This window comes from Domibacillus enclensis, assembly GCF_900156125.1.
In the GTDB taxonomy this organism is placed as follows: domain Bacteria; phylum Bacillota; class Bacilli; order Bacillales; family Domibacillaceae; genus Domibacillus; species Domibacillus enclensis.
On the sequence record NZ_FTLX01000006.1, the window covers coordinates 217,652 to 243,256 of the forward strand.

Below are 25,605 nucleotides of genomic sequence, written 5' to 3' on the forward strand. Positions count from 1 at the left end.
AGGAGGCATGGAGGGCTTGAACTTAAAAACAACACTTGGCGGCGAAGTTTACCACTTCAATAACCTAAAAGAAGTATTTGCGAAAGCAAACGAAGAAAAATCCGGAGACCGGCTGGCAGGGCTGGCAGCGGAAACCGTGCAGGAGCGCATCGCGGCCAAAACCGTTTTGAGCGACATCACGCTTGGCGAGATCCGCAGCCATCCGTTTCTGCCGGCGGATGAAGATGAAGTATCGGCTATTATCGAGGGCGATATTAACGAGCCGATTTACAGCAGCATGAAAAACTGGAGTGTCGCTGAACTGCGTGAATACATTTTAAGCAATGAAACAGGCGATCGAGAACTGAAGCGAATCAGCAAAGGCTTAAACAGCGAGATGATCGCAGCAGTCACAAAGCTTATGTCCAACCTGGATCTTGTCCATGCAGCAAACAAAGTTGAAATTCTTACGACATGCAATATTACAATTGGCCACAAAGGCACACTGTCCTCGCGGCTTCAGCCGAACCATCCAACCGACAACGTAGACGGCATGATTGCTTCACTGAAAGACGGCTTGTCCTACGGAATCGGTGATGCGTTAATTGGCATCAATCCGGTGGACGATTCGGTTGAAAGTGTGAAAAGGCTGCTTCACGCAACGCATGATTTCATTGACGATTGGCAAATCCCGACGCAAAACTGCGTGCTGGCTCATGTCACCACTCAAATGAAAGCGATTCAACAGGGAGCCCCTGCAGATATGATTTTTCAAAGCATTGCCGGCACCGAAGCCGCCAACCGCTCATTCGGCATTTCCGCTGAATTGATCGCAGAAGCCAATGACCTGGCGAAGCGGCACGGAACGGGAACTGGTCCACAGCGCATGTACTTTGAAACCGGACAAGGATCGGAGCTTTCCGCTGAAGCCCATTTCGGCATCGATCAGCTGACGCTTGAATCGCGCAACTACGGCTTTGCCCGGCATTATGATCCATATATCGTCAATACCGTTGTCGGGTTTATCGGGCCTGAATATTTGTACAACAGCAAGCAAGTCATCAGGGCCGGTCTTGAAGACCACTTTATGGGCAAAATGCACGGCATTCCGATGGGCGTCGACATTTGCTACACGAACCATATTAAAGCGGACCAAAACGATATTGAAGATCTCGGTGTTCTGCTGACGGCAGCAGGCGTAAATTTCATCATCGCCACGCCGATGGGGGATGACTGCATGCTGAATTACCAGTCCATGAGCTATCATGACGTCGCTACGCTTAATCAAACACTTGGAAAAACACCGGCACCTGATTTCCTGAAATGGCTGGAGAAAATGGGTGTTTATGAAAATGGACATCTTGGACCGAATGCCGGCCGCATTTCATTATTTTCTTAAAAAAGAGGTGAACGCGAATGGATGAACAGCTGATCCAAACAATCACAAAGCTTGTAGTGGAAAAGCTGCAGACGAGCGAAAACGAAACAAAACAAGAGGTTCCGGTCACGCTGTACAGCCGTGAAGCAAAAGGAGTCCTGACAGAAACGAGCGAGGAACACAAAGCGGCCGGCGAAGTAACCTTTCATCAAACAGCTGACCAAAAGCCGCCCGGAAAAAAGCGGCAGCGGCTTGAACCGTCGCCTGAGCGCACACAGGAAGAAGAGCTCGTGACGGACTTGCAGGCAAAAACACCGGCACGCATCGCAGTCGGCCGCGCGGGTTCGAGGCCGAAAACGAATACATGGCTTCAGTTCAGGCTGGACCATGCAGCGGCTGTGGATGCCGTTTACGGCGAAGTGCCGGATGAACTAATGAACAAGCTGGATCTTTTTCAAGTGAGCACGCGCGTGAAAGACAAAGAAGAGTATATTCGCCGTCCGGACCTTGGCCGCAAGCTGTCTGATGAAGGCAAAGAGCTGATTAAGAAAAGGTGCCAATCTTCACCGGCCGTTCAAATTGTCGTCTCCAACGGGCTGAGTGCCAAAGCGATCGAGGAAAACGCAGAAGATGTGTACCTGTCTCTTGTTCAGTCGCTTAACAACGGAAAGGTTGAAACCGGCACTTCGTTTTACGTTGACAAAGGCCGCGTTGCGCTGATGGATGAGATTGGCGAGATTTTGCAGCCGGACGTGGTGATTTTACTAATTGGCGAGCGCCCGGGACTGGTGTCAGCCGAATCCCTGAGCGCGTATCTTTGCTACAAACCACGGATCGGGACGATTGAAGCAGACCGGATGGTTGTATCCAATATTCATAAAGGCGGCATTCCGCCAGTTGAAGCGGGCGCTTATTTAGGCACCCTGATCCAAAAAATCCTCAAATACGAAGCGAGTGGCGTTTCGCTTGTGAAAAGAGAGGGCTGATTGTGATGACACAAAGATTATATGCGACACTGCCGGCTATTCAAGTGATCCCGAATGTCGATACCGCTCTTGCGGCAAAAATCGGGCTGAAGCCGCACCAGCGAAGCATTGCCCTGTTTACGTCCACCATTGACGACATTGGCTACACAGCTGCAGACGAAGCAACGAAAAAGGCAGCGGTTGACGTCGTGTATGCCAAAAGCTTTTATGCCGGAGCTGCTCATGCATCCGGTCCGCTTTCCGGTGAGTTTATGGCTATTTTAGCCGGTCCATCACCCGAGGAAGTGAAAAGCGCCTTGGACGCTGTGCAAATAAAAGTCGAAAGTGATGCGTATTTTGAAACGGTCAATGGAGATGAAAGCCACGCTTTTTACGCACATGTTATTTCAAGAAGCGGCACGTTTTTATCAAAGCTTGCCGGTGTCGGAGAAGGCGATGCGCTTGCTTATTTAATCGCACCGCCGGTTGAAGCCACGATGGGCCTTGATGCCGCTTTAAAAGCAGCTGATGTCGAACTGTGTGAATGGTTCGCACCGCCTTCTGAAACAAACTTCAGCGGCGGGCTGCTGACAGGCAGCCAGTCGGCCTGCCAGGCAGCCGCCGATGCATTCCGCCAGGCTGTTCTGAATATGGCGGCGGCGCCGAAAAGCTATTAACGGGAAGGAGTGAACACCACGATGGACAAGGATTTACTGGCTATACAGGAAATGCGGACCGCTGTGAAAACAGCGAAAAGCGCGCAGCAGAAATATATGTCCTTTTCACAAGAGCAAGTGGACCGGGTGGTGAAAGCGGTCGCAGACGCTGCGTATGCCAGGTCAGCTGAACTTGGACAGATGGCCGCAGATGAAACCGGAATGGGTGTAGCCGAACACAAAAAAATTAAAAATGAAGTGGGCTCAAAAGCCGTCTATGAAAGCATAAAGGACTTGAAAACCGTCGGCATCGTCGGGGAAGACAAAGTAAACAAAGTAGTGGAGATCGCGGCGCCATTCGGTGTGGTCGCGGCGGTCATCCCGACAACCAACCCGACATCGACTGCTTTTTTTAAAACACTGATTTCGTTGAAAACGAGAAATGCGATTGTCGTCAGCCCGCATCCGTACGCGGTGAAGTGCACAGAAGCCGCGCTGCAGATTTGTGAGGAAGCAGCTGTGGAAGCAGGAGCGCCGCCGGGACTCGTGCAATGCCTGACAATGGCTTCGATGGACGCCACCCAGCAGCTGATGAAGCATCCGGATGTAAACGTCATTTTAGCAACAGGCGGCAGTGCACTCGTCCGTGCAGCATACAGTTCAGGCAAGCCGGCGTATGGAGTCGGGCCGGGGAACGTGCCCGTTTACATTGAGCGTACAGCGAAGATCGAAAAAGCCGCCGAAAATATTGTCAACAGCAAGTCGTTCGATTACGGAACGATCTGTGCGACAGAGCAGGCGATTGTGGTCGATCATAATGTGAAAGAGCGGGTCATGCGGGAGTTGAAGAAACATGGAGCGTACGTTTTAAACGCAGAAGAAAAAGCCAAGATGGAAAAAGCCATTTCCCCTGTTCCGGGCAAGGTGAATCCGAAAATCGTCGGAAAAAGCCCGCAAACCATCGCCAGACTTGCCGGCATTTCCATCCCTGAAGGGACGCGTGTTTTAATCGGAGAAGAAACGGAAGTCGGCAAGGATATTCCGTTTTCTCTGGAAAAGCTGTCACCTGTGTTTGCGATGTATACAGCCCGTGACAGCAATCATGCCAAGGAGCTTTGCTTGTCACTTCTGTACCTGGGCGGCCGCGGGCACAGCTTGTCGCTTCACACGAAAAATGATGACGTGGCGCGGGAATTCGCCATTGAAATGCCGGTGTCGCGTATATTGGTGAACACGATGTCTTCTGTTGGAGCGGTTGGCGGGACCACAGGCTTGCTTCCGTCGATGACACTCGGCTGCGGAACGTTTGGCGGCAACATTACATCGGACAACGTGTCCGCGAAGCATTTGCTGAACATTAAACGAATGGCATACGGCATCAAAGAGGTTCATCTGCCGAAGCAGGCCGCTGACGCGTCCAAGCCCGCAGATGAAACAGATGAAATTGTTAAAGAAGTATTAAAATCGGTGAATGGAAAAGCGAATATCGATCCGAAGATGGTCAGCGAGCTTGTCACTCAAATCGTGAGTCAGCTTCAAAAATAAAAACAATTACTAGGAGGAAACAACGATGAATAGAGAAGGAACAGCTTTAGGAATGGTCGAAACAAAAGGGCTAATCGGTTCAATTGAAGCAGCAGATGCCATGGTGAAAGCCGCAAGTGTAAACCTGGTTGGCAAAGTGCATGTTGGAGGCGGGATTGTGACGGTTCTTGTCCGCGGTGATGTGGGTGCGGTAAAAGCCGCGACAGACGCAGGCGCAGCAGCGGCCCAGCGCGTAGGAGAATTGCTGTCTGTTCATGTAATTCCAAGACCGCATAATGAGCTGGAAATGATTTTGCCTAAGGAACAAAACTAATCAGCTTTTAACTAGAAAGGCGTGAACGAAATGGACAGGCAAGCGATTGAACGCATTGTGGCCGACGTGATGGCACAGCTTGGACAGGGTTCTGTTCCTGCGCCTGCGGACGGCACAATTCCGGTGGCTGTTTCCGCCCGTCACGTTCATCTGTCACCGGAGCATGTTGAAGCGCTGTTTGGCAAAGGATACGAGCTGACGAAGCGAAGCGAATTATCCCAGCCCGGCCAGTTTGCTTCAAACGAAATGGTCGTCATTGCCGGACCAAAAGGCAGCCTGGAACGGGTTCGCGTGCTGGGCCCTGTCCGTCAGCTGACACAGGCGGAGATCAGCTGGACCGATGCGATGAAAATCGGTGTCCGCCCGCCGCTGCGTGAATCCGGAAATGTAAAGGATTCAGCGCCGGTCACGATGATTGGCCCGTCGGGAAGCGTATCGCTGCCGGAAGGGTTGATCATCGCGCAGGCACATATTCATATGGCTCCGCACGATGCCCGGCAATTCGGCGTGAAAGATGGTGAGCGTGTATCGGTGAAAATCAGCAGTGAACGGCCGCTTTCGATTGATCATGTACGAATTCGTGTGTCAGAGCGGTATCGTCTTGAAATGCACATTGATACGGACGAAGCGAATGCCGGATTCATCCGGTCAGGAGCCCGCGGGCTGATCCTCAGTGACCACACAGCTGTTCCATCGGCGGCGCCGGTTGTTCAGCAAACGGTGCTGCCGTACGAATTCAAGCAAAAGCTTTTAGCGCGCGAGCATATTCAGGCGATTGATGAAACCGAAATTGTCGTTCGAAAAGGAACGATTGTGACGCCTCTTGCAAAAGATACAGCAAGAGAGCTGGGAAAAGAAATTACGTTCATTAAATAATAGAACAGGTGATGAGCTTATGCGGATAGGAAATGTAATCGGAAATGTGTGGGCAACGCGGAAAGAAGAAGGTCTGCAAGGGTTAAAGCTGCTTATTGTCCAGCCGATTCAGCCGAACGGCGAGCCGGTAACGCATCCCTTTGTAGCAGCAGACCGGATTGGCGCAGGCATCGGTGATCAAGTGCTCGTCACAAGCGGCGGGTCTTCCCGCTTTATTATGCGGGAAAACCCCATTCCGATTGACGCAGTCATCATCGGCATTATTGATTCTATGGAAACAGAGAGGTGAATGACATGAGTCAGGCAGTTGGAATGGTGGAAACGATGGGACTGATCGGCTCGATTGAAGCAGCCGATGCCATGGTGAAGGCGGCGAATGTCCGGATTGTCAGCCAGGAGAACGTCGACGGCGGGCTTGTGACAGTCGTGGTGGAAGGTGATGTTGGCGCTGTACAGGCGGCAGTAGATGCCGGAAAAGCAGCAGCAGAGCGGGTTGGCCAGCTTGTTGGAGCACATGTTATTCCACGGCCGGATCAATCGGTGCATGACATGATGGCACCAAAGAAGAAGGAAGCCGATCAAAAAGTACTGCCGGCGAAAACAAAAGCGCCGCGTGCACAAAATGCGGGCGCCAAACAGGAAGAACAGCAATAATCGTGGAAAGGAGGAATTCTTTTGGCGTTTAAACGAACGAAAATAGCCGTAATTGGGGCTGGCTACACAGGAGCAACTGTCGCTTTAATGGCCGCTCAGAAAGAACTCGGAGACGTTGTGCTGCTTGATATTCCGGAGCAAGAAAACCCGACGAAAGGAAAAGCGCTCGATATGCTGGAAACGGGTCCCATTCAGCGTTTTAATGCAAAAATAACGGGAACGGCCGATTACAAGGACATTCAAGGAGCCGATCTCGTGGTGATTACAGCAGGCATTGCACGCAAGCCGGGCATGAGCCGCGATGATCTTGTTGCGACCAATGCCAGCGTCATGCGCCACGTCTCTGAGCAAGTAAAAAAATACGCGCCGGACAGTTACATTCTCGTGCTGAGCAACCCTGTTGATGCGATGACATACGTCTGCTTCAAGACGACGGGATTTCCGAAAAACCGGGTGATCGGCCAGTCAGGTATTCTCGATACTGCAAGGTTTAATACCTTTGTGGCAGAAGAACTGAATATTTCTGTTGAAGACATTTCCGGATTTGTTTTGGGCGGGCACGGAGACGATATGGTGCCGCTCGTCCGGTACTCGTATGCGGGCGGCATTCCGCTTGAAAAAATCATTCCGAAAAAACGGCTTGAAGCGATCGTAGAGCGCACACGCAAAGGCGGCGGCGAAATCGTCGCCTTGCTTGGAAACGGCAGTGCATACTACGCACCAGCCGCGGCGCTTGTACAAATGGCAGAAGCCATCATTCGGGATAAAAAACGGATTCTCCCGTCCATTGCGTATTTAGAAGGAGAATACGGCTACCGGGATTTATATCTCGGCGTGCCGACGGTTATAGGCGGCGACGGAATCGAAAGCGTGATCGAGCTGCCACTGACTGATGCTGAAAAAGAAGCGCTGGATCAGTCAGTGAACTCTGTCCAGCAAGTGATGAAATTATTGTAGCTTTGAGAGAACGTACACAGCTGAACATCAACAGAGAAAACCGAACGATGACCTCGTTCGGCTTTTCCTCGTAGTAAAAACGATTTATCCCATATTCTTTTGTTCGTACAAAAGAGCGGGGGAAAATCCTGAACGCATTCAGCGGTTATGACATCAGTCCGTAGTCAAGCTCATACAGCCGCTTATAACGTGTATTTGCCGCAAACAATTCCGCAGGCGGTCCGTCCATCTGAATCTTGCCCTCTTCTAAAAAAACAATCCGGTCCATCTTCTCCATGCCCGCCAGATGGTGGGTGATCCACACGATCGTATTTCCATGAAGCACCTCAAATACGGTATCCATCAGCTGGCGTTCGGTAATCGGGTCGAGTCCAATGGTCGGTTCATCCAAAATGACGATGGGCGTTTGCTGCAACAGCACACGGGCGAGTGCGATTCGCTGCCGTTCACCGCCGGAGAAACGAGCGCCGGCTTCCTGCATCATTGTATGATAGCCGTTCGGCAGGGCTTGAATATAATCATGGAGATGCACTTTTTTCACAGCCTCCATCACCTCTTGGTCAGAAGCGTTCGGCTTGGCGAGCCGGACGTTATTCATCACCGTTGTGTTAAACAAATAAGGCTGCTGGTTCAGTACGGCGATTTCCCGGGAAATATCATCGTCCGGCTCATAGCCATTGATTAAAACGACGCCATTCTGAGGCGCAATTAATCCGAAGGCGAGCTGCATGAGCGTTGATTTGCCAGAGCCGCTCGGACCGAGAATGGCGACTTTTTCACCATGTTCTATAGCCATATGAAAATGATCAAAAATCGGCGCCTGTTCATTATAAGAAAAAGAAACATCCTGCAAGGCAATGGCTGCAGAGCTTGAAGCAGCAGGAGAAGCTGTTTTTGCTTGTTGACTTTTTCCCTGCTCCACCGCGTCCAGCCTATTCAATGAATGGCTCCAGCCAGACCAGCTCTCAGCCGCAGATGAAAGAGGCAAAAAGGCTTCCGTGATGGGGAATAGAACAAGTGTAAACGCGGCGATCAACACCGGTGCAATCTGTCCGCTTGTACTTTGTCCGCCCGCCCAAATCATCATGGCGACCACAGCGGTTCCGATCAGCAGCTGCAAAGCGAAATCACGGCCGCGTGTGAAGGAACGCTTGAATGCTTCGATCTTTGTCCATTCCTCTTCACGCCGTTCATAGGAATCGATAAAGGAACGCTGGCGGCCGCTGAATATCCAGTCGCCAAGGCCCATCACAGCATCTGCCAGCTGGCTGTACTGCGCGGCTCTTTGTTCCTTTTGCCTGGTCTGCTTTGCTTTCGTGACCAGCAGTGAAACAAGCGGGACAAGCACCGTGAAGACAAAAAAGTACAAACCCATCACAAGCGCAAAGGGCACCGAGAAATATCCGAGCGCCGCAATGGACACGATATACAGTAGCAGCGCGCTCAGCCATGGGAAAATGAGCTTAATGTACACGTCCTGCAAATGCTCAATATCATCTGCGAATAAGCTGAGGGCATCGCCTGTTTTAAAGCGGGCCGTTTGCGGACGAAGCGCTTCGTACAGCCGGACGCGCATACGGGAAACAATGGTTAAAATGAGGCTGTGGCTTGTCAGGCGATCCAAATAGCGCGACACCGAGCGCATAATGCCAAAGGTCCGCACCATCACAATCGGCACGTAAATCATCAGTAGGTTTTCCGGGCGCGACGCGGCTTTTGAAATCAAATAGCCGGACGAAAACAGCAGTGCACTTGCTGCGAAAATGGTTAAGCTGCCGAGAAACACCACAACAGCCAGCAGGCGTTTATGCTCTTTCATGTATGGAATAAGCCAGTTCATGTGCATCCCCCTGTGCAGCCTGTACGAAAGCAGTGTACATGCCGCCCTTTTTTGATAATTCTTCATGAGTGCCCATTTCCGCAATGTGGCCCCGTTCCAGCACAATCACAACGTCCATTTCCTGCATCCAGTGCAAACGGTGTGTTGCGAAAAAAACGAGCCTGTCTTCAAATAAAGGAAGCATCGTTTCTTTTAAAGCGGCCTCTGTTTCAAGATCCAGATGAGCGGTCGGTTCATCCAGGAGCACAATGGGACGGTCGGACAAAAGCGCACGAGCCACAGCGATCCGCTGCATTTGCCCGCCGCTCAGCTGCCGTCCGCCTTCTCCAATCGTTTCATGGACGAGTGCCTTTAAAGAAGAAAGGCCTGCTTGATCAGCGGCTTTCAGTACGTCCTCGTCCGTCGCATCCGGCTTGTAAAAACGAATGTTGTCAGCGAGCGTACCGCTGAAGGTGTAAGGGTGCTGGGGAATATACGTCAGCAGGTTTTGCCAGGCATCCTTTTGCAAATGAGCTGCCTCTTGTCCATTGATGGAAATCGTTCCTGCATCCAACCCTAGAAAGCCGCCAAGCACGTCAATAAGCGTTGATTTTCCGGCACCGCTTGCCCCGATGATGCCAATTTTCTGATGTCCTTTAATCGAAAAAGAAATATTTTTTAATGAAGCGGCATGGACGTTGGAAACAACCAATTCATCATCAGCCGACCATCTTTCAAGAAAAACCGGCTGCTCCGCTTTCGCTTCTTCTATTGCCAAAATCGCTTGCATGGCTCGCCCGGCCTCCTGCCCATTTAAAGTGGCATGATAATCTGTTCCCAGCTCCCGGACAGGCAGAAAATATTCCGGCGCGAGAATAAGAATCGTCAAGGCCGGCAGGAGGGTCATGTCTCCATCGATAAGCCCGAGCCCAAGAAACACCGCCACCGTCGCAACAGACAGCATCGTAAAAAAGTCGAGTGCAAACGAGGAAAGAAAGGCTACTTTCAGCGTACTCATGGTCGATTTTCGGTAATCTTCACTAACTCGTTCGATTTGCTGGCTGTGTGAGCGGGCACGTCCAAGATACGTCAGTGTTTGAAGGCCGCGAAGAGAATCGGTGAAATGGCCCGCCAGCCGCTGATAGCCTTCCCACTGGCTGTCCGCTTTTTTTCTGGCGACAAATCCTAATAGCACCATGAAAATAAGTAAAACAGGCAGCGTAACAGCCAAGATCACGCCCGATGTCCGGTCACTCCAAACGATAAATAGCCAGATGGAAACGGGGATGATCAGCATATTGATCATTTTCGGCAGAAACAAATCCAGGTAGGTCCGGAATTGACCCGTGCCTTCAATGATAAGCGTTACGAGCTTGCCGGTCCCTTCTTTTTGAGCGAGGCGGGGACCAAGAGAAAAAAGCTTTGCCAATACCTTTTGGCGCAGGGCATTGCTCGTTTTTTCCGAATAGCGCTCGACGATTTTTTGTTTCAAAAAGTGGATGAAATAGCGCCCGGTGAGCGCGGCGAAAAACAAGGCCATATCCGCTGCAGCAGCATCGACGGCTCCGCCGTTAAACAGCCCGGTAATGGCCATCGCCAGCCATTTGGCCTGAAGAATAATGAGCACCGCTTGAATGATGGTGAAAAAGGTGAGTCCGGCTAGAACCGGAGCCACCCCTTCATAACGAAACAGATCTTTGCCCATCAGTACGTCAAATCCTTGCCGTCCACTCGCTTGCGGAAGACATAGTAGCTCCAGATCTGATAGCCGATCACAAACGGCAGCAATGTGACGGCGACGATGGTCATCACCTTCAGCGAATACGGGCCCGATGCCGCATTATAAACGGTTAAATCATACGCGCTTGAAAGCGAGCTGATCATCACACGAGGGAACAGCGAAGCAAAAATGACCGAGACGGTTAAAATAATGCCGGCACCGCTCGAAACAAAAGCAAGTCCATCCCGTTTTTTCGTTAAGAACAAAGCGGCAAGCACATAGGCAATGACGATCGCGCCAATCATCGGCACGGTCACGCTGGCGCGCGCTGTGAAAATGTCCGTCTGGTCATATGATAGACCGACAAATGCAACAAGAGCGGCCAGCGCCAGCCAGACCACTTTTTTCGCCAGTGCCCGGGACCGGTTTTGAAGGTCGCCTACTGTCCGCAAGGTTAAAAAGGACAGCCCGTGCAGAAAGCAAAGAATGGTGACAGTCACGCCGCCGGTGATCGAATAAAGATTGACGAAGTCTGTGAAGCCGGCGTACATATTCATGTCCGCATCAATCGGCATTCCGCGCAAAATGCTGGTGAACAGGACGCCGAATAAAAACGGTGGAAGCAGGCTGCCGAAGAACACAACATAATCCCATGTTTTCGTCCAGCGCGCGCTTTGCACCTTGCCCCGGAATTCAAAGGCGACTCCGCGGCCGATCAGTGCCAGTAAAACGAATACGAACGGTACATAATAGCCGCTGAACATCGTCGCGTACCAGTGAGGAAACGCGGCAAAGATCGCTCCGCCGCCCGTCAGCAGCCACACTTCATTGGCATCCCAAAAAGGTCCGATCGTGTTAATCATAATGCGGCGCTCCAGGTCGTTTTTGGCCAGAAAGCGTGTCGAAATGCCCACTCCGAAGTCAAAGCCCTCCAAAAAAAAGAAGCCGACAAACAGAACTGCAATCAGTAAAAACCATAATTCATTTAAGCCCATCACAGATACACCTCCTGATCAAACGGATCGCCAGCTTTTTGGTCCGGCGCCGCTTCGTGATGCTCGACGCCTTTTTTAATTTCACGAATAAATAAATACACAAGCACGATCGCTAAAATAAGATAGGCTCCTGAAAAAGCGATGAGTGACAGCAGCAGGCTCGCTGTGCTGACGTTCGGCGAGATGGAGGCAGAGGTTGTCATCAAGCCGAAGACCGTCCATGGCTGGCGGCCAACCTCTGTCATAATCCAGCCGGCTGAATTGGCGATAAACGGAAACGAAATAAGCGCGACCATCGCCCGCAAAAACCATTTTTGCTGTGCCAATGTTTCTCTGTAGCTGAAATAAAGACCTAGCAAGGAAGCGAAAATCATGACCATGCCGGCGCCGACCATAATTCGGAAGCTCCAGAACGTTGTTTTCACCGGCGGGATGTAGTTGCCTTCTCCATACGTTGCTTCGTATTCTGCCTGAAGTGTCTTCATGCCGGGAACATCCCCCTGGAACTTTTCATATGCCAGGTAGCTGAGCGCAAATGGAATGTTGATCTCGAATGAATTTTCCTGATTTTCGCTGTCGATCCATGCAAAGGCTGTCCAGGCAGCCGGGTCGCCGCTGTCCTCCCAGAGCGCTTCACTGGCGGCCATCTTCATCGGCTGTGATTCCATTAAATGCTTTGCCTGCGCGTGGCCGCTGAAGGCAATTGCCAGACCCGAGATAAGCGCAACGGTCATCGCCAGATTAAAGGATTTTTTAAACAAATCAACTTCCTGGCCTTTCAGTATTTTAAATGCACTGACACCGCCGATAAAAAAAGCACCGGTCGCCAGTGCACCGAAGATGACGTGTGGAAATTCCACCGCCAGCTGCGGATTTGTCAACAGGGCGAAGAAGTCGTTCATTTCCGCACGGCCGTTGTTCATGACAAACCCGACCGGCTCCTGCATAAAGGAATTCGCAGCTAAAATCCAAAGAGCGGACATCATCGTGCCGAGTGAAACAAGCCAGATGCAGGCAAGATGCACTTTCGGCGACAGCCGATCCCAGCCGAAAATCCACAGTCCGATAAAGGTTGATTCCATAAAAAAAGCAAGCAGCGCTTCAATGGCAAGCGGAGCGCCGAATACATCCCCGACAAACCGGGAATAGTCCGACCAGTTCATGCCGAATTGAAACTCTTGAATAATGCCGGTGACGACCCCGACGGCGAAGTTAATTAAAAACAAATGCCCCCAGAACTTGGCCAGCTTTTTGTATCGCTCGTCTCCTTTTAACACGTAATGGGTTTCCATGAGTGCGACTAAAAACACGAGCCCGATGGAAAGCGGCACAAATAAAAAATGAAAAATAGTCGTTGATCCGAATTGAAGTCTTGCTAAGAACAGCTCATCCACTTGCTAAATCCCCTTTCTCCTATTCACACAGTGAAAATATACTTTATTGTGAAATTATTCACAAACTTTATCTAACTGTAAATTTACAACGTTTAAAGCGAGAAATCTAGATTAAATAGGAAGAGATTTTGAATGGTTTGTGACAATTTTCACGAGTTGGAGAAAAGAAAGTAAATTCTGAAATTTTAAATGAAAACGTGTATAATCGGTGTACGAACATGGTTAAAGGGGGGCTTTGCGATGATTGAACGGCTGCATCACAGGGAAGAAGCGACGGCAGCAGAAATACTGGCGCTGCAGATTCCCGCTTATAAAGTGGAGGCGTCATTGATCGGCTTTGACGGGATTCCACATTTGTCTGATACGGTAGAGATGATTAAAAAAAGCGATGAAACGTTTATCGGCTTTTTAACAGACGGAGAATTATGCGGGTTTCTTTCGTTCAAGGATGAAAACGGCACCGCGTTTATCCACCGTCTCGTTGTTCATCCCGGTCATTTCCATGAAGGAATCGCATCCCGGCTGATCACGTATTTTCTTCAGGAGGAATCGGAGGGGCGTGACGTAAAGGTGACCACCGGTGCAAAAAATGAGCCGGCGCGTAATTTATATAAAAAGTTTGGATTTGAAGAAATGGACACTTTTTCACCGGAATCAGGCGTTGATCTCGTTCTGTTAGAAAAAAGTCATAATTAAAAGCATATTGTTCGTATTTTCACAATGAAATAGTGTAAAATAAAGCCGTATGAAATCTTTATGACCAGAAAGGCTGGAAGATAGATGTCTTTAACAAATCATGGAACAATCCCTGTTGCTGTTTCCGCACGCCACGTGCATTTGTCTCAGGAACATTTAGAAATTTTATTCGGAGCAGGACACGAGCTGACGAAGCGCGCTGACCTGTCTCAGCCAGGCCAATTTGCGGCGGAAGAAACCGTCACAATTGCCGGCAAAAAAAGTGAAATCGCCCGCGTTCGTGTTCTCGGACCGTGCCGTCCTGCTACACAAGTAGAAGTAAGCTGGACCGACGCAATGAAGCTGGGCGTTCGCCCGCCGCTTCGCGAATCAGGTGACATTAAAGGATCAGAAGCGGTTACGATCACTGGACCTGCCGGCACAATTGAGCTTGAAGAAGGCTTGATTATTGCACAGGCACACGTTCACATGACAACAGCTGATGCAAAAGAATTCAACGTTGAAAACGGCCAGATCGTGACAGTTGAAGTGGGCGGCGATCGTCCTGTTGCATTCCGTAACGTAGTCATCCGTGTATCAGACAGTTACGCGCTTGAAATGCACATTGATACAGATGAAGCCAATGCCGGCTTTATTTCTCAAGGTGCAAAAGGCGATATTTGGGCGTAATTTTGCTTGAATGAGGGCTCTTCCATTGCGGAAGAGTCTTTTTTTGTGCTGCTAGTGGCCGGGCGAACGCCGGTATAGTTGAAATAGCGCTGATAAAACAAAGCTAGCGCCGATAAATCCCCCGAATCGCTGATATAGAGCAGGGCATCGCCGATATCCTATTTTACCGGCGTTAGCGCCCTAGTTATCAGCGATAATCAGAAAATATCAGCCGTCAGTGGAAATGAAACACAAACCGTGCATATATGTAACGTGTGTGCTGTCAAATGCTTAATTGTCGAGCAAAGCGGGAAAAACAGTATAGGGGTGAACAGATGAAGATAACGAAACAAATGCTGGTCCGCTTTTTCGGGGAGCGATTTTATGACCAGGCAGCGCAGACTGCTTATTACCTGCTCCTATCGGCCATTCCATTTATCATTTTTATGCTTTCATTAATCAGCTTTTTCCCGATTGATCAGCAGGCCATTCTGGATTTCGCACGGCCCTATGCGCCGGGCGAATCGTTTGATTTGATCGAAGAAAATGTGAATGCCGTGTTGTCTGCCGGGAAAGGACAGGTGCTATCCCTCAGCCTCGTGTCCACGTTCTGGCTGTCGTCCATGGCGGTGCAGTCGCTCGGGCGGTCGTTAAATGACGCAAACGGAATTGAGCGTGATCTGCCTTTCTGGAAAGGGCTGCTGCGCGATTTCGGTGTGACGTTGATCTTTATGATTATGGTGCCGCTATCTCTCGTCATTCCTCTGCTCGAAAAAGTGCTGCGCTGGATCGTGGCTCAGTCTGACACGATTGAGCACTGGTCGGGATGGCTTGATATTTGGCCGGCTGCCCAGTGGGGAATCGGCTCGCTGTTTTTGCTTCTGTTTTTTATTGCTTTTTATAAAATTCTGCCGAACGAACGCCAAACCGTTCGCTTTGTGCTGCCGGGGGCTATATTTGCCGCACTCGGCTGGCAGGTTGTTTCCTGGCTGTTTGGCACATATGCGTCCGCCTTCAGCTATACACGGCTCTACGGCCAGCTGTCGGGGATCATCGTTCTCGTTCTCTGGTTTTATTTAACAGCGGTCGTGATCTTGCTCGGTGGTTTGCTGAATGCTGAAAAAGCACGGAAGGAAGAAAGAACTCATTGAATGGAAGACACAGCCGAACAACTATGCGAACCGTCGCAGTTGTCCGGCTTTTCTTTTTTCCACAGATGCGTTAATGTGCTCCGGACAGTGGGTCTAGCTGTCGGTGCAAGCGCTTCTTCGATATAATAAAGCCATAAGAAATCGATTGTACCATTCGTTTAAAGCGGCTTTGGCCTGGAGAGGAACACCATACTGACAGACAGAGAGGATGATGGATATGGGCAGAAGTGTGCTTTATATTGCAGCAAGCCTGGATGGATATATTGCCAGAAAAGACGGATCAGTCGACTGGCTGGACGATGTACATGGAGACGGCACGGACAATGGCTATCTCGCTTTTTATGAAACGGTTGATTCTCTCCTGATGGGTCGCGGCACGTACGAAAAAGTGCTTGAGTTGACGGATGACTTCCCGTACTCGGGGAAAAAATGCGTGGTCCTTTCGCACACGATGAAGGGCAAAACTGAGCAAGTAGTGTTTACAGATGAACCGCTCCCCGCCATTTTAGCAAAAATGGACGGCACGGTCTGGGTTGTCGGCGGCGGTCAGGTCGTCAAGGAATGCCTTGCACACAACTTGCTGGACGAGGTATACATCGCGGTTATTCCGAAAGTATTGGGCGGCGGCATCCCGCTGTTCCCGCCAGGATCAGAAGCAGCCTTCACGCTGGTTGACGTTGAAAAAATCGGTGATATTGTCTCCATTCATTACAAACGAAAGGACTGACACGATGGCGAAAAAATGGCTGGCAGGACTGTTATTGCTGACGGGCTGCGGTGTTCAGGAGCCGGAGCAGCCGGAAAGCGAGCGAATTCAGTCAGAAGCAGAAAACCTGGACGTTCCGTGGTCCATCGAGCAGCATGAAGACACCTTTTATATTTCCGAACGGCCCGGAACGATTGCCGAAATAGAGAATGGCGAGGTCGAGCATCAGTCGGTTCGCCTGGAGGAGCCGTTATCCGATGCGGCGGAAGCAGGATTGCTCGGCTTTGTACTGAAGCCGGACTTTGACCAATCCAGCGAGGCGTATGCTTATTACACGTACGATCAAGAGGGTGAGCCTGTTAACCGGATTGTGACGCTGGAGCTGAATGGGGACTATTGGCGCGAAACAGAAACGGTCCTGGACGGCATTCCGTCCGGAAATGTTCACCACGGCGGCCGGCTGGAGATCGGGCCGGATGACGCACTGTACGCAACGATTGGTGATGCCTCAGACCCGGAGATTGCTCAGGACCCGGATTCTTTCAACGGGAAAATCGTGCGGATGGATGAAGCCGGTGAGATGTCAATCTTCAGCCTTGGCCACCGCAACCCGCAAGGCATCGCCTGGTCAGAAGCTGGAACAATGTACGCATCCGAGCATGGACAGTCGGCAAACGATGAAATTAATGTGATTGAAGAAGGCCGCAATTACGGCTGGCCTGATATCGAAGGAACCGAGGAAGCAGAAGGGCTTACAGCGCCGCTTGCCACGTCCGGCGCTGATGAAACGTGGGCACCGTCCGGCATGGTCTGGCATCAGGGTGAGTTGTATGCTGCGTCCCTGCGCGGTGAAGCTGTCTTGAAAATCGATCCCGAAACAGGCGATGTGACGAAGGAAATCGAAGGCTACGGACGCATCCGCGATGTGTTTTCCGACGGGGACAGCCTGTACTTCGTGACGAATAATACCGACGGGCGTGGCAACCCGGCAGAAGGTGACGACAAGCTGTACCGGATCGCTGAATAGCGCAGGCAGAATAGTTGCAGGACACACATTTTCCTCCTACTCTTAAAGAAAAGAAGGAGTGGGGAAAAATGAAAGTAGAAATCTGGTCCGATTTTGCCTGCCCGTTTTGCTACATCGGCAAGCGGCGGTTTGAACAGGCAGCATCCGCATTTGGTGAAAAGGTTCAAGTGGAGTTCCGCAGCTTTGAGCTGGACGCAAATGCTCCGTTTAAGGCAGAGGAAGATATTCATACACTGTTGGCGAAAAAATACGGCATGACCCGTGACAAAGCAAAGGCGATGAACGATCAGCTGGCAGCTCAGGCGAAGGAGGCCGGTCTCGTCTTTCATATGGATACCATTATTTCCGCCAATACGCACGATGCGCACCGTCTGTCGCATTTGGCAAAGGAAAAAGGCAAAATGAACGAATTTACAGAACGAGTGCTGAAGGCGTATTTCACTGATTCTGACCATGTAGCCGATCAAACGCTGCTCGTTCATTGGGCAGAAGAAGCCGGGCTGTCCAAAGAAGAGGCACAAGCCGTATTAGATAGTCGGAAATACAGCGACAGTGTCCGGGCTGACCAGGAGGAAGCGCGTGAGATTGGCGTGGAAGGAGTGCCGTTTTTCGTTTTTAATGATAAATATGCGGTGTCCGGCGCTCAGTCAGTCGAGTCGTTTACACAGATTCTTGAAAAAGTAGCAGCGGATGAAAAAGTCTCTGCTGAAAAAACAGAATGGTGCCAGGAAGATGACTGTACGGGTGTTGACAGTGAGGACTGAGTATGGTAAAAAAGTAGTAACCGTTTACAAGCGAACGTGAATCAGGGTTGTTACTGGTAAGCAGGCAAAACCTGAATTTGTGCTGGGTGTTTTTTACCCGTGGGCAAATTCAGGTTTTTTTGTTTCCAATAAGGCGGAGGTGTAGGAAGATCCGATGGAAATCAAAAAGGTTTTTAACAATAATGTTGTGCTGACACAAAATGAAGCAGGACAAGAAATGGTCGTCATGGGAAGAGGCCTTGCTTTTCAAAAAAAAGCGGGGGAAACGATAGAATCAAGTAAAATTGAAAAAACGTTTGTTCTCGATAATCACGGCGTATCAGATAAAATCGGCGAACTGCTCCGGGAAGTGCCAGAAGAATACTTGACCATCGCAGACAGAATCATTTCAATGGCGAAAAAAAGCCTTGGATCAGGCATGGATGATTATGTGTATGTCGCGCTCATGGACCATATCAGCTTCGCAGTGACGCGCCATAAGCAAGGAATGGTTCTTCGCAACGCCCTGATCTGGGAAATTAAAAAGTATTATAAGGAAGAATTTCAAATTGGCTTAAAGGCACTGGATATTATTGAAGAAGAAGCCGGCATCCGGATGGAAGAGGATGAAGCAGCATCGATCGCGCTTCACCTCGTGAACAGCCGGGTCTCCGGCGAAGGGCTGGATTCAGCCGTTCAAATTGTCAAAGTCGTCAATGATACGTTAAATATTGTGAAATATCATTATAAAATGGAAATTGATGAAACTTCGATTAATTATGAGCGTTTTCTAACCCATCTTCGCTTTTTTGCCATTCGCCTTGTCCGCCGGGAAAAGACAGACAGCGTTCCTGGTGATGACTTTATGTTTACACAGGTTCAGTCGCGCTATCCGGATGCCTTTGCCTGCAGCGAAAAAGTTGCATCTTATGTGGAGAAAACGTTCAACTGGCCGATTTCAACAGATGAAAAGGTGTATTTGACCGTTCATATTCACCGCGTCACGTCGAGACAGGAATTAAACCGGCAGGGCTGATTAAAGGCTGAAAAGACCGGGTGCAATGGAACGCGCGCAATGAATGCCGCTGGCGGTTGCCCCGATCGTGCCGCCGCCTGGAAAAATCGAATCCCCGCACAGCCACAAGTTCGGCAGGCCGGAGCGGTGGGATAGGGATCCGAATAAGGCGTGATGAGCCGTTTGTGGAAAGCCGCCGACAAATCCATTTGGCCGCAGCGTATACCGCTCCCACGCTTTAGGTGCACCGGTTTCCATCGCCAGAATCGCCTGGCGGAAATCCGGATAAACGGTTTCAATTAATGACAGCATCTTTTCCGTGAGCTCCGTTTTGTAAGCATCATACTGCTCCTTTGATTGCCAGTGTTCTGGTGCAGAATGGGTGGAAACGGTCATTGTCCGCTTGCCTGCCGCTGCCCGAAGCCGGTCATCTTTAGCGGAGATCGACATAAAGAGATGACCTCCCTCACTCATTGAATGAGCGGAGATTTGCTGAAAAAGCGGAAATGAAGCCGGAATGTGAGCGTCATCCAGTGTGAAATAAAGTGTGTGTGTCACCCATGTCGGAACGTCTGCCATTTTCCGGTGCCGTCCGGACAGTCCTTCTATAAGAGAGGGAAGCAGCTGAATGGCGCCGTTAAACACAATATGCTCTGCTCGATACTCGTTGCCGCGGTGATCTTTAGCGACCCAGCAGCGGTCTTTTTTAATGGACACAATGCGGCGGTTTTTCTTCAGTGTGCCGCCGTTTTCACGAATCGATTCGGCTAGTGTTTCGGCTGCACGGTACAAGCCGCCGTCCACGTAGTACGCGCCCTCATGATAAATATCAAGTGCGGTTGCCGCCATTAAATAAGAAACGTCACAGGAAGTGGTCTGCATGCTGTCAATCAGCTGGCCGTCCAGCAGCTGAATAAACGCCGTTTCCTGCTCGAGGCCATGTGCCTGTAGCCGGTCGAAAAGGGTCAGGCGGGCAAAAGGCGCAAGCTTCATGTGAGGTGGCCGAAGAAAAGCAGCTAAATAAGCCCACTCCCGGGTAGTCTTCGGCGGCAGGGCAGGCAGCGGCTTCATCAACGTCCGGATCACAGCAGCTGTTTTCCATAGTTCATCATAGAAAGAGCGGATCCGGTCTGCTGCATCCGGAAAATGCCCACAGATGGAGTCGAGATGCTTGCGCCGGTCGCGAAAATACGTCATCGTCTGTCCTGGAAAATGAAGCGTCATCACGTCATCCAGCAGGCGTACCGGCACCTGCTTGCCGAGCAGCCGGAGCACCCGGTCATGGAGGCCGCCCTGTTCAAATCCCATGCCCAGTGTGGCACCGACGGGAAACAGCGTATCGCGGCGCTGAAACTTCCCGGCACAGCCGCCCCACTCTGTTGAAGCCTCTACGACGGTCACGTCATGTCTGGTTTTCGCCAACAGCGCGGCGGCTGTTAATCCGCCGATGCCGCCGCCGATGATAAGTGTATGCATACGAAACCACCTCTTTTCTTTAGTTTGCAGAAAGAGGATGAATCATGCAATTTTGAATTTGTTTAAAAGGAGAGCCGCTTTATGAAATATGCGCTGCTTGGTGATTTGCATTCAAGTATAGAAGATACAAAGGCGGTTCTGCATCATATCCACCGCTGCGCCCCGGGTGCGGACATTATCGGTCTCGGTGACCTGTATGAATGTACCGTCGGCAAGCGCAAGGCCGAAACGATGCGGAACTGCCCGGTGGAAAAAGCCGCCATCCGGTCGGAAGCGTTTGATCAGCTGTTGACGTTTCCGTCTGTGCGGGGCAATCAGGAAGAACGAATTATGAAGGTAACCGGAACAAATGAGTTCAGCAAGCTGCCGGAGAAAATGATCATTGATGGGGCAGTCCTCATTCACGGCCATCAATGGAAGTGGACGGCGGACTGGCTGCCTCTTGTACCGAAAATCGATCCGCCACTCCTGTTTTTCGGCCACAGTCATGAAGCAGCGCTATACCGAAAAAAGAACCGGCTGCCGTTTGAATACGGAAAACCGGTTGTGTTAAAGAAAAAGCGTTATGCTATTAACGCGGGCGCCGTCTGGGGCTCGCGTGAATGGGTGCTGTACGACGCAGCGGCCCGGACGGTCACGTTTATGAAAGCCGATTGATTAAACGCCGAGAAAAAACAGCACGAGCGGAATCGTTAAAATGCTCAAAATCGTCGTAATCAATGTTGTAAACGAAACGAGGTCCGGCTCTGTGCCGAATTGAATCGCAAACATTGTCGTGTTCGCTGCAGCCGGCATCGCCGCCAGTAAAATCATGACGTCCCGCAGCAGGTCATTGACTGGAAGAAACGAAACGATCACAACGGCAAGAAGCGGAGAAACAGCCATGCGGATGACCGCGACGGCATTCACATATTTGTACGCGACTCGTTTTGTCGCGATTACCGCCAGCTGCATGCCAAGCACAATCATGACAGTCGGGATCGATGCATCGGCGACAAGGCTGATCGCGTCCATAAAGGTAGGCGGGATGTTAATGTGCAGCAGCTGCAGGACGACACCGAGAATCGCGCCATGCAGCACCGGCATCCGGATCACCCGCTGCAGCGACTGCTTCAGTGTCGTTTCTTCTTCGCCGCCGAATGACGCAGCAAACAAGCCGATTGTATTCATTAAAAAGGCCTGAAACACCATAATAATAACCGCATAATCAAATCCTGCAGCGCCAAAAGCGAACAGGACAACCGGTGCGCCGTAGTTGCCGCTGTTCATAAACACGCCGCCGAGAATCATTGCCGCCATTTTTTGGCGGGTCGCTTTCATCAATAAACCGGTGATTAGAACAATGACGATTAAAGAAAAAGATAAAATAAGACAGAAAGCTATTATGTATACATATTCCATGGTCAATTCATTTGCATAAAAGGTTCTAAACGCCAAAAAAGGTGACATTAAGTAAAGAGCCGCCATTGAAATCGATCGAATATCGAACCCGATCCACTTCTGTCCGATGTACCCGGTGAAAAAAATAAGAAAAGCCGGCAGAACAATCATTAATAAGTCCAAAAAGGTTTCATCTCCATCTCCAATGAATCTCTTCTCCTCATCATATCAAACTTTTTCAAGACAAAACAGACGGATTTCCAGTTATTTCTATAGTCGGATTGATTTATTTCGTGTACAATACATCATGTTGTTTTTTTAGGAATAGAAACAAATTATCTGAAAAAACCGACTAGTCGGTTAAAAATAGAGCTGGAGGAACGTATGAACGAAACAAAAGAAGTAAAAGTAGTAACGGCTGATCCGTCGGCGATTGGCTTGTTTGGTTTGGCGATGGTCACACTGGTTGCCTCGTCTCAAAAGCTTGGATGGACGGAAGGCTTGTCATTAGTCATTCCGTGGGCGATTTTCCTGGGCGGCATCGCTCAGTTTTATGCGTCGATTCTGGATGCCAAGCTGAATAATACATTTGGTGCAACGGCCTTTGCGGCGTACGGCCTTTTCTGGATGGGCGTCAGCATGTCCTGGCTGATGAACCTGGGCGTGTTTGGCCAAATTCTGCAGTCCAATGCCGATATGCATCAGCTCGGCTTTGCGTTCATTGGCTATCTTATTTTCACTGTATTTATGACGATCGGTGCACTGGAAACTAATAAAGTATTGTTTATCATTTTCTTTTTGATCGACTTCTTGTTTATCGGGCTGTCACTAAGTTCGCTCGGCATCATGGAGCACGCCATGCATCAGCTGGCCGCGTATTCCGAGCTGCTCATTTCTTTGTTCTCGTTTTACGGAGCAGCTGCAGCGGTATTAAACAAACACTTCGGACGTGAATTCCTGCCGGTTGGCAAGCCGTTCGGCATCATTCGCAAAGGCTCTGCCCGAAAGGCACCGTCTAAACGGGTGATCTAACAAAATGCTTTGCCCGCCATTAAACCGGCGGGCTTTTTTTTGCAGAGAGAAAGGGCTATAATGGGGGCATTGAGAAGGAATGGGGTGATTCGGATGGATGCGTTGATGGAAAAGCAGTATGACATCATGGACGTCAGCCTGCTTGCGGGGAAGATTATGCTAGAAAGCGGCGCGGAAACGTACCGGGTGGAAGACACAATGATGCGGATCGCCCTGTCGTATGGCATTGAGGAGTCACACAGCTTTGTGACGCCGACGGGCATTATGTTTTCCATTGAAACCGATGAGCCGACAAAAACGAAATTAATGAGAATTTCCAGCCGGACCACGGATTTATATAAGGTGAGCGCAGTAAACGCCATTTCAAGGCGGATCAGCGCAGGAGAATTGACCATTTCAGCCGCTTATAAGGAGCTGAAGTCGATTCAAAAAGCACCGATGTTTTTTTCATTTCTCATTCAAATTGCAGCGGCGGCTTCAACGAGCGGCTGTTTTGTTATTTTGCTGAAGGGATCATGGGACAATGTCCTCCCGGCGATGCTGGCTGGCGCTCTCGCTTACTTTCTTGTGCTGAAAGTGGCAGATATTGTGCCAACGATGTTTTTCTCGGAATTTATTGCGGCGCTGGCTGGTGGTGCAACGGCGTACTTTCTTTTTTCGCTCGGCTTTGGCAGCGACCTGGACCGGATCATCGTGGGCACGCTCATTCCGCTAGTGCCGGGCTTGCTCATTACGAACGCCGTCCGTGATTTGATGGCGGGTCATTTTATATCCGGTCTGGCCAAAGGAGCAGAAGCACTTTTGACGGCGCTCGCCATCGGAACCGGCATCGCGGTTGTCATGACGCTTATTTAACAGGGAGGTGCAGGCGTGACCATTATAACCAATATGCTGTTCAGCTTTTTAGCGGCGGCAAGCTTCGGGATTATGTTTAACGTGCCGAAAAGCCTGCTGCTTAAATGTGGAACCGTCGGCATGGCCGGCTGGATGGTCTATTATTTTTTATCTGAAAATCAAGTCGATCCGCTGCTTTCAACAGTTGCGGCGGCGTTTACCATTGCGTTGATTGGCCATATATATGCACGAGTGTATAAAACGCCAGTTATTATTTTTACGATCGCCGGCATTATTCCGCTCGTCCCGGGAGGCACTGCGTACCGGGCGATGCGCTCCTTTGTCCAAAATGATTACAACACAGCGATCAATTTGGCTGCCAAGGCATTTATGATTTCAGGCTCGATTGCACTCGGCTTGATTTTATCCGACGTCCTTTACCAGCTGATTCTCAGAAGAAAAGTGCCTGCTTCAAAGTAACAGGCAAAGAAAGAAGGGGCATTTTGCAAAAAGTAAAACCATATTTACTGCTGATCCTGGTCATGATGATCTGGGGCTTTAATGTGCCGCTGATCAAAATACTGGTGACGGCATTTGAACCGGTGACCATTACCGCTTTTCGTATTTTCACAGCGTCGCTCGTTGTTTTTCTCATTCTGTGGAAAATGGGCAAGGTGCACTGGCCGGCCATTTACCACTGGAAATTTATTTTAGGCGGCGGCCTGTTTAACGTCTTTTTTCATCATTTATTTTTAGGGCTTGGTGCCGCTGGAACAAGCGCCGTCCATACTGGCATCATCCTCGGGCTCGGTCCGATTTTAACCGCCTTAATGGCGGTCCTGATCTTCAGACGGGGCATTTCCGTAATCCGCGTGCTTGGTTTTATTACCGGGACGGCCGGCGTTCTTGTCACCGTACTCGGCGGCGGCGCCGGGTTAAGCGGGTTTGTTATTGGAGACCTGTACATCTTTTTATCCATTTCGGCACAGGCCTTCAGCTTTATTCTCGTCAGCCGGGCTGCACGCGACATGGACCCGCTGCTTTTAACAGGCTATATGCAGCTGTTCGGTTCATTCGGCTTGTTAATCGCCAGCTTCTTCATGGAGCCGGCCGGGCTTTCTTCGCTGCGAAACGTCAATATGATGATGGTTGTCGTTTTTATTTTGTCTGCCGTTGGTGCAACAGCCATCGGCCACCTCGTTTACAATAATACAATTACAAAAATTGGCCCGGCGGAAGCGGCGATTTTCTTAAACTTAAACACGTTTTTTTCCATTGTCGGCTCTGCAGTTATTCTCGGTGAACCGATTTATTATTACCACTGGCTCGGGCTGCTTCTCATCGTACCCGGTGTGCTGATGGGGTCAGGGGCGCTGGAAGAACTGATTCGCAAGCGCAGGAGAACGGCAAACCATGCTGCAAAATAAACATAAAAGAAAAAAGCCAGACAAAAAGTTTGGCTTTTTTCAATAAAGCTTTGAATTCAAAACAATCTCTCTATATAATGTATTCCAAACGACTGCAAGAAAAGGCTTTTCATAACCGATTTTATGTAAGCGTTATCTATTGAGAGCCTTCCTTTATCATTCGCTGATGGAAGAATTTCTTTTTACAGTTTGTTGTTCGGATAAACTATCAAGCGGGGG

The 25,605-nt window shown here is 50.1% G+C and carries 27 protein-coding genes; 21 read left to right on the forward strand and 6 right to left on the reverse strand.

The features are described 5' to 3' along the window. Window positions 1-7: 7 nt before the first annotated feature. From BW952_RS13620 to mdh, 9 genes are read left to right on the forward strand one after another with little or no spacing between them, the layout of a single operon-like run. Window positions 8-1,378 carry an ethanolamine ammonia-lyase subunit EutB gene (locus BW952_RS13620; RefSeq protein WP_094031984.1) on the forward strand — a complete coding sequence of 457 codons (1,371 nt, stop codon included), beginning with the start codon at window positions 8-10 and terminating at the stop codon, window positions 1,376-1,378. A gap of 17 nt (window positions 1,379-1,395) precedes the next feature. Then, window positions 1,396-2,343, forward strand: coding sequence for an ethanolamine ammonia-lyase subunit EutC (gene eutC, locus BW952_RS13625; RefSeq protein ID WP_045848990.1), 948 nt, complete (start codon window positions 1,396-1,398; stop codon window positions 2,341-2,343). Between the two features lie 5 nt (window positions 2,344-2,348). Beyond that, window positions 2,349-2,999, forward strand: coding sequence for an ethanolamine utilization microcompartment protein EutL (eutL, locus tag BW952_RS13630; RefSeq protein ID WP_045849055.1), 651 nt, complete (start codon window positions 2,349-2,351; stop codon window positions 2,997-2,999). 21 nt (window positions 3,000-3,020) lie between these two features. Beyond that, window positions 3,021-4,523 (forward strand): acetaldehyde dehydrogenase (acetylating), encoded by a 1,503-nt coding sequence (locus BW952_RS13635; RefSeq protein ID WP_045848991.1) that lies wholly within the window; start codon window positions 3,021-3,023, stop codon window positions 4,521-4,523. A 25-nt stretch (window positions 4,524-4,548) separates the two neighbouring features. Then, window positions 4,549-4,836, forward strand: coding sequence for a BMC domain-containing protein (locus BW952_RS13640; protein WP_045848992.1), 288 nt, complete (start codon window positions 4,549-4,551; stop codon window positions 4,834-4,836). Between the two features lie 30 nt (window positions 4,837-4,866). Continuing rightward, complete coding sequence (gene pduL / locus BW952_RS13645) at window positions 4,867-5,712, forward strand: phosphate propanoyltransferase (RefSeq protein ID WP_045848993.1); 846 nt, start codon at window positions 4,867-4,869, stop codon at window positions 5,710-5,712. A gap of 19 nt (window positions 5,713-5,731) precedes the next feature. Then, window positions 5,732-6,001 carry a EutN/CcmL family microcompartment protein gene (locus BW952_RS13650; RefSeq protein WP_045848994.1) on the forward strand — a complete coding sequence of 90 codons (270 nt, stop codon included), beginning with the start codon at window positions 5,732-5,734 and terminating at the stop codon, window positions 5,999-6,001. 5 nt (window positions 6,002-6,006) lie between these two features. Next, window positions 6,007-6,366, forward strand: coding sequence for a BMC domain-containing protein (locus BW952_RS13655; protein WP_045848995.1), 360 nt, complete (start codon window positions 6,007-6,009; stop codon window positions 6,364-6,366). 21 nt (window positions 6,367-6,387) lie between these two features. Continuing rightward, entirely contained in the window at window positions 6,388-7,323 is a 936-nt protein-coding gene (gene mdh / locus BW952_RS13660; protein ID WP_045848996.1) for a malate dehydrogenase, read from the forward strand. Between the two features lie 145 nt (window positions 7,324-7,468). Here mdh and cydC read toward each other — a convergent pair whose 3' ends face one another. Genes cydC through BW952_RS13680 form a run of 4 tightly spaced genes read right to left on the reverse strand, consistent with a single transcriptional unit; the run spans window position 7,469 to window position 13,251 of the window. After that, window positions 7,469-9,163, reverse strand: coding sequence for a thiol reductant ABC exporter subunit CydC (cydC, locus tag BW952_RS13665; RefSeq protein WP_045848997.1), 1,695 nt, complete (start codon window positions 9,161-9,163; stop codon window positions 7,469-7,471). Beyond that, window positions 9,129-10,847: a thiol reductant ABC exporter subunit CydD gene (gene cydD / locus BW952_RS13670; protein ID WP_045848998.1), complete on the reverse strand. Its 1,719-nt coding sequence runs from the start codon at window positions 10,845-10,847 to the stop codon at window positions 9,129-9,131. Before cydD ends, cydC begins: the two co-directional genes overlap by 35 nt. Next, window positions 10,847-11,857, reverse strand: coding sequence for a cytochrome d ubiquinol oxidase subunit II (cydB, locus tag BW952_RS13675; protein WP_045848999.1), 1,011 nt, complete (start codon window positions 11,855-11,857; stop codon window positions 10,847-10,849). The genes cydD and cydB overlap by 1 nt, the downstream gene beginning before the upstream one ends. Next, complete coding sequence (locus BW952_RS13680) at window positions 11,857-13,251, reverse strand: cytochrome ubiquinol oxidase subunit I (RefSeq protein WP_045849000.1); 1,395 nt, start codon at window positions 13,249-13,251, stop codon at window positions 11,857-11,859. The genes cydB and BW952_RS13680 overlap by 1 nt, the downstream gene beginning before the upstream one ends. A 240-nt stretch (window positions 13,252-13,491) precedes the next feature. On the opposite strand from BW952_RS13680, the gene BW952_RS13685 reads away from it, so the two are divergent. The 7 genes from BW952_RS13685 to licT all read left to right on the forward strand — a co-directional run bounded on the left by BW952_RS13685 (window position 13,492) and on the right by licT (window position 19,258). After that, window positions 13,492-13,947, forward strand: coding sequence for a GNAT family N-acetyltransferase (locus BW952_RS13685; RefSeq protein ID WP_045849001.1), 456 nt, complete (start codon window positions 13,492-13,494; stop codon window positions 13,945-13,947). 84 nt (window positions 13,948-14,031) lie between these two features. Beyond that, window positions 14,032-14,616: a phosphate propanoyltransferase gene (pduL, locus tag BW952_RS13690; RefSeq protein WP_045849002.1), complete on the forward strand. Its 585-nt coding sequence runs from the start codon at window positions 14,032-14,034 to the stop codon at window positions 14,614-14,616. Between the two features lie 314 nt (window positions 14,617-14,930). Continuing rightward, window positions 14,931-15,746 carry a YihY/virulence factor BrkB family protein gene (locus BW952_RS13695; RefSeq protein WP_045849003.1) on the forward strand — a complete coding sequence of 272 codons (816 nt, stop codon included), beginning with the start codon at window positions 14,931-14,933 and terminating at the stop codon, window positions 15,744-15,746. Window positions 15,747-15,963: 217 nt separating this feature from the next. Next, complete coding sequence (locus BW952_RS13700; RefSeq protein WP_331428796.1) at window positions 15,964-16,473, forward strand: dihydrofolate reductase family protein; 510 nt, start codon at window positions 15,964-15,966, stop codon at window positions 16,471-16,473. A 4-nt stretch (window positions 16,474-16,477) separates the two neighbouring features. After that, the gene (locus BW952_RS13705) at window positions 16,478-17,479 is read left to right on the forward strand and encodes a PQQ-dependent sugar dehydrogenase (protein WP_045849005.1); all 1,002 of its coding nucleotides are present in this window, start codon (window positions 16,478-16,480) and stop codon (window positions 17,477-17,479) included. A gap of 68 nt (window positions 17,480-17,547) precedes the next feature. Then, on the forward strand, window positions 17,548-18,243 hold the full coding sequence (locus tag BW952_RS13710; RefSeq protein ID WP_045849006.1) for a DsbA family oxidoreductase: 696 nt from the start codon (window positions 17,548-17,550) through the stop codon (window positions 18,241-18,243). 154 nt (window positions 18,244-18,397) lie between these two features. Continuing rightward, window positions 18,398-19,258, forward strand: coding sequence for a BglG family transcription antiterminator LicT (gene licT / locus BW952_RS13715; protein WP_045849007.1), 861 nt, complete (start codon window positions 18,398-18,400; stop codon window positions 19,256-19,258). Here licT and BW952_RS13720 read toward each other — a convergent pair whose 3' ends face one another. Continuing rightward, window positions 19,259-20,713: a phytoene desaturase family protein gene (locus BW952_RS13720; RefSeq protein WP_045849008.1), complete on the reverse strand. Its 1,455-nt coding sequence runs from the start codon at window positions 20,711-20,713 to the stop codon at window positions 19,259-19,261. Between the two features lie 81 nt (window positions 20,714-20,794). Between BW952_RS13720 and BW952_RS13725 the strand changes: the two genes are divergently transcribed. Continuing rightward, window positions 20,795-21,370, forward strand: coding sequence for a metallophosphoesterase family protein (locus BW952_RS13725; protein ID WP_045849009.1), 576 nt, complete (start codon window positions 20,795-20,797; stop codon window positions 21,368-21,370). Here the strand turns inward: BW952_RS13725 and BW952_RS13730 are convergent, their stop codons facing one another. Continuing rightward, window positions 21,371-22,276, reverse strand: coding sequence for an AEC family transporter (locus BW952_RS13730; RefSeq protein WP_045849010.1), 906 nt, complete (start codon window positions 22,274-22,276; stop codon window positions 21,371-21,373). 201 nt (window positions 22,277-22,477) lie between these two features. Between BW952_RS13730 and BW952_RS13735 the strand changes: the two genes are divergently transcribed. From BW952_RS13735 to BW952_RS13750, 4 genes are all read left to right on the forward strand, one after another. After that, entirely contained in the window at window positions 22,478-23,125 is a 648-nt protein-coding gene (locus BW952_RS13735; RefSeq protein WP_045849011.1) for an acetate uptake transporter, read from the forward strand. A 93-nt stretch (window positions 23,126-23,218) separates the two neighbouring features. Beyond that, window positions 23,219-23,980 (forward strand): threonine/serine exporter family protein, encoded by a 762-nt coding sequence (locus BW952_RS13740; RefSeq protein ID WP_045849056.1) that lies wholly within the window; start codon window positions 23,219-23,221, stop codon window positions 23,978-23,980. Between the two features lie 15 nt (window positions 23,981-23,995). Next, complete coding sequence (locus BW952_RS13745; protein WP_045849012.1) at window positions 23,996-24,439, forward strand: threonine/serine exporter family protein; 444 nt, start codon at window positions 23,996-23,998, stop codon at window positions 24,437-24,439. A 23-nt stretch (window positions 24,440-24,462) separates the two neighbouring features. Next, window positions 24,463-25,386 (forward strand): DMT family transporter, encoded by a 924-nt coding sequence (locus BW952_RS13750; protein WP_045849013.1) that lies wholly within the window; start codon window positions 24,463-24,465, stop codon window positions 25,384-25,386. The last annotated feature ends 219 nt before the right edge of the window (window positions 25,387-25,605 follow it).

Excerpts from the sequence above, each read along its gene's own strand:
- eutL (WP_045849055.1), top strand. The coding sequence starts at position 2,349 with ATGACACAAAGATTATATGCGACACTGCCGGCTATTCAAGTGATCCCG.
- cydB (WP_045848999.1), bottom strand. The coding sequence starts at position 11,857 with ATGGGCTTAAATGAATTATGGTTTTTACTGATTGCAGTTCTGTTTGTC.
- BW952_RS13695 (WP_045849003.1), top strand. The coding sequence starts at position 14,931 with ATGAAGATAACGAAACAAATGCTGGTCCGCTTTTTCGGGGAGCGATTT.
- BW952_RS13735 (WP_045849011.1), top strand. The coding sequence starts at position 22,478 with ATGAACGAAACAAAAGAAGTAAAAGTAGTAACGGCTGATCCGTCGGCG.
- pduL (WP_045849002.1), top strand. The coding sequence starts at position 14,032 with ATGTCTTTAACAAATCATGGAACAATCCCTGTTGCTGTTTCCGCACGC.
- BW952_RS13685 (WP_045849001.1), top strand. The coding sequence starts at position 13,492 with ATGATTGAACGGCTGCATCACAGGGAAGAAGCGACGGCAGCAGAAATA.
- BW952_RS13740 (WP_045849056.1), top strand. The coding sequence starts at position 23,219 with ATGGATGCGTTGATGGAAAAGCAGTATGACATCATGGACGTCAGCCTG.
- BW952_RS13655 (WP_045848995.1), top strand. The coding sequence starts at position 6,007 with ATGAGTCAGGCAGTTGGAATGGTGGAAACGATGGGACTGATCGGCTCG.
- pduL (WP_045848993.1), top strand. The coding sequence starts at position 4,867 with ATGGACAGGCAAGCGATTGAACGCATTGTGGCCGACGTGATGGCACAG.
- licT (WP_045849007.1), top strand. The coding sequence starts at position 18,398 with ATGGAAATCAAAAAGGTTTTTAACAATAATGTTGTGCTGACACAAAAT.
- cydD (WP_045848998.1), bottom strand. The coding sequence starts at position 10,847 with ATGGGCAAAGATCTGTTTCGTTATGAAGGGGTGGCTCCGGTTCTAGCC.
- BW952_RS13725 (WP_045849009.1), top strand. The coding sequence starts at position 20,795 with ATGAAATATGCGCTGCTTGGTGATTTGCATTCAAGTATAGAAGATACA.
- BW952_RS13620 (WP_094031984.1), top strand. The coding sequence starts at position 8 with ATGGAGGGCTTGAACTTAAAAACAACACTTGGCGGCGAAGTTTACCAC.
- BW952_RS13720 (WP_045849008.1), bottom strand. The coding sequence starts at position 20,713 with ATGCATACACTTATCATCGGCGGCGGCATCGGCGGATTAACAGCCGCC.
- cydC (WP_045848997.1), bottom strand. The coding sequence starts at position 9,163 with ATGAACTGGCTTATTCCATACATGAAAGAGCATAAACGCCTGCTGGCT.
- BW952_RS13635 (WP_045848991.1), top strand. The coding sequence starts at position 3,021 with ATGGACAAGGATTTACTGGCTATACAGGAAATGCGGACCGCTGTGAAA.
- BW952_RS13700 (WP_331428796.1), top strand. The coding sequence starts at position 15,964 with ATGGGCAGAAGTGTGCTTTATATTGCAGCAAGCCTGGATGGATATATT.
- BW952_RS13705 (WP_045849005.1), top strand. The coding sequence starts at position 16,478 with ATGGCGAAAAAATGGCTGGCAGGACTGTTATTGCTGACGGGCTGCGGT.
- BW952_RS13640 (WP_045848992.1), top strand. The coding sequence starts at position 4,549 with ATGAATAGAGAAGGAACAGCTTTAGGAATGGTCGAAACAAAAGGGCTA.
- BW952_RS13710 (WP_045849006.1), top strand. The coding sequence starts at position 17,548 with ATGAAAGTAGAAATCTGGTCCGATTTTGCCTGCCCGTTTTGCTACATC.
- BW952_RS13650 (WP_045848994.1), top strand. The coding sequence starts at position 5,732 with ATGCGGATAGGAAATGTAATCGGAAATGTGTGGGCAACGCGGAAAGAA.
- eutC (WP_045848990.1), top strand. The coding sequence starts at position 1,396 with ATGGATGAACAGCTGATCCAAACAATCACAAAGCTTGTAGTGGAAAAG.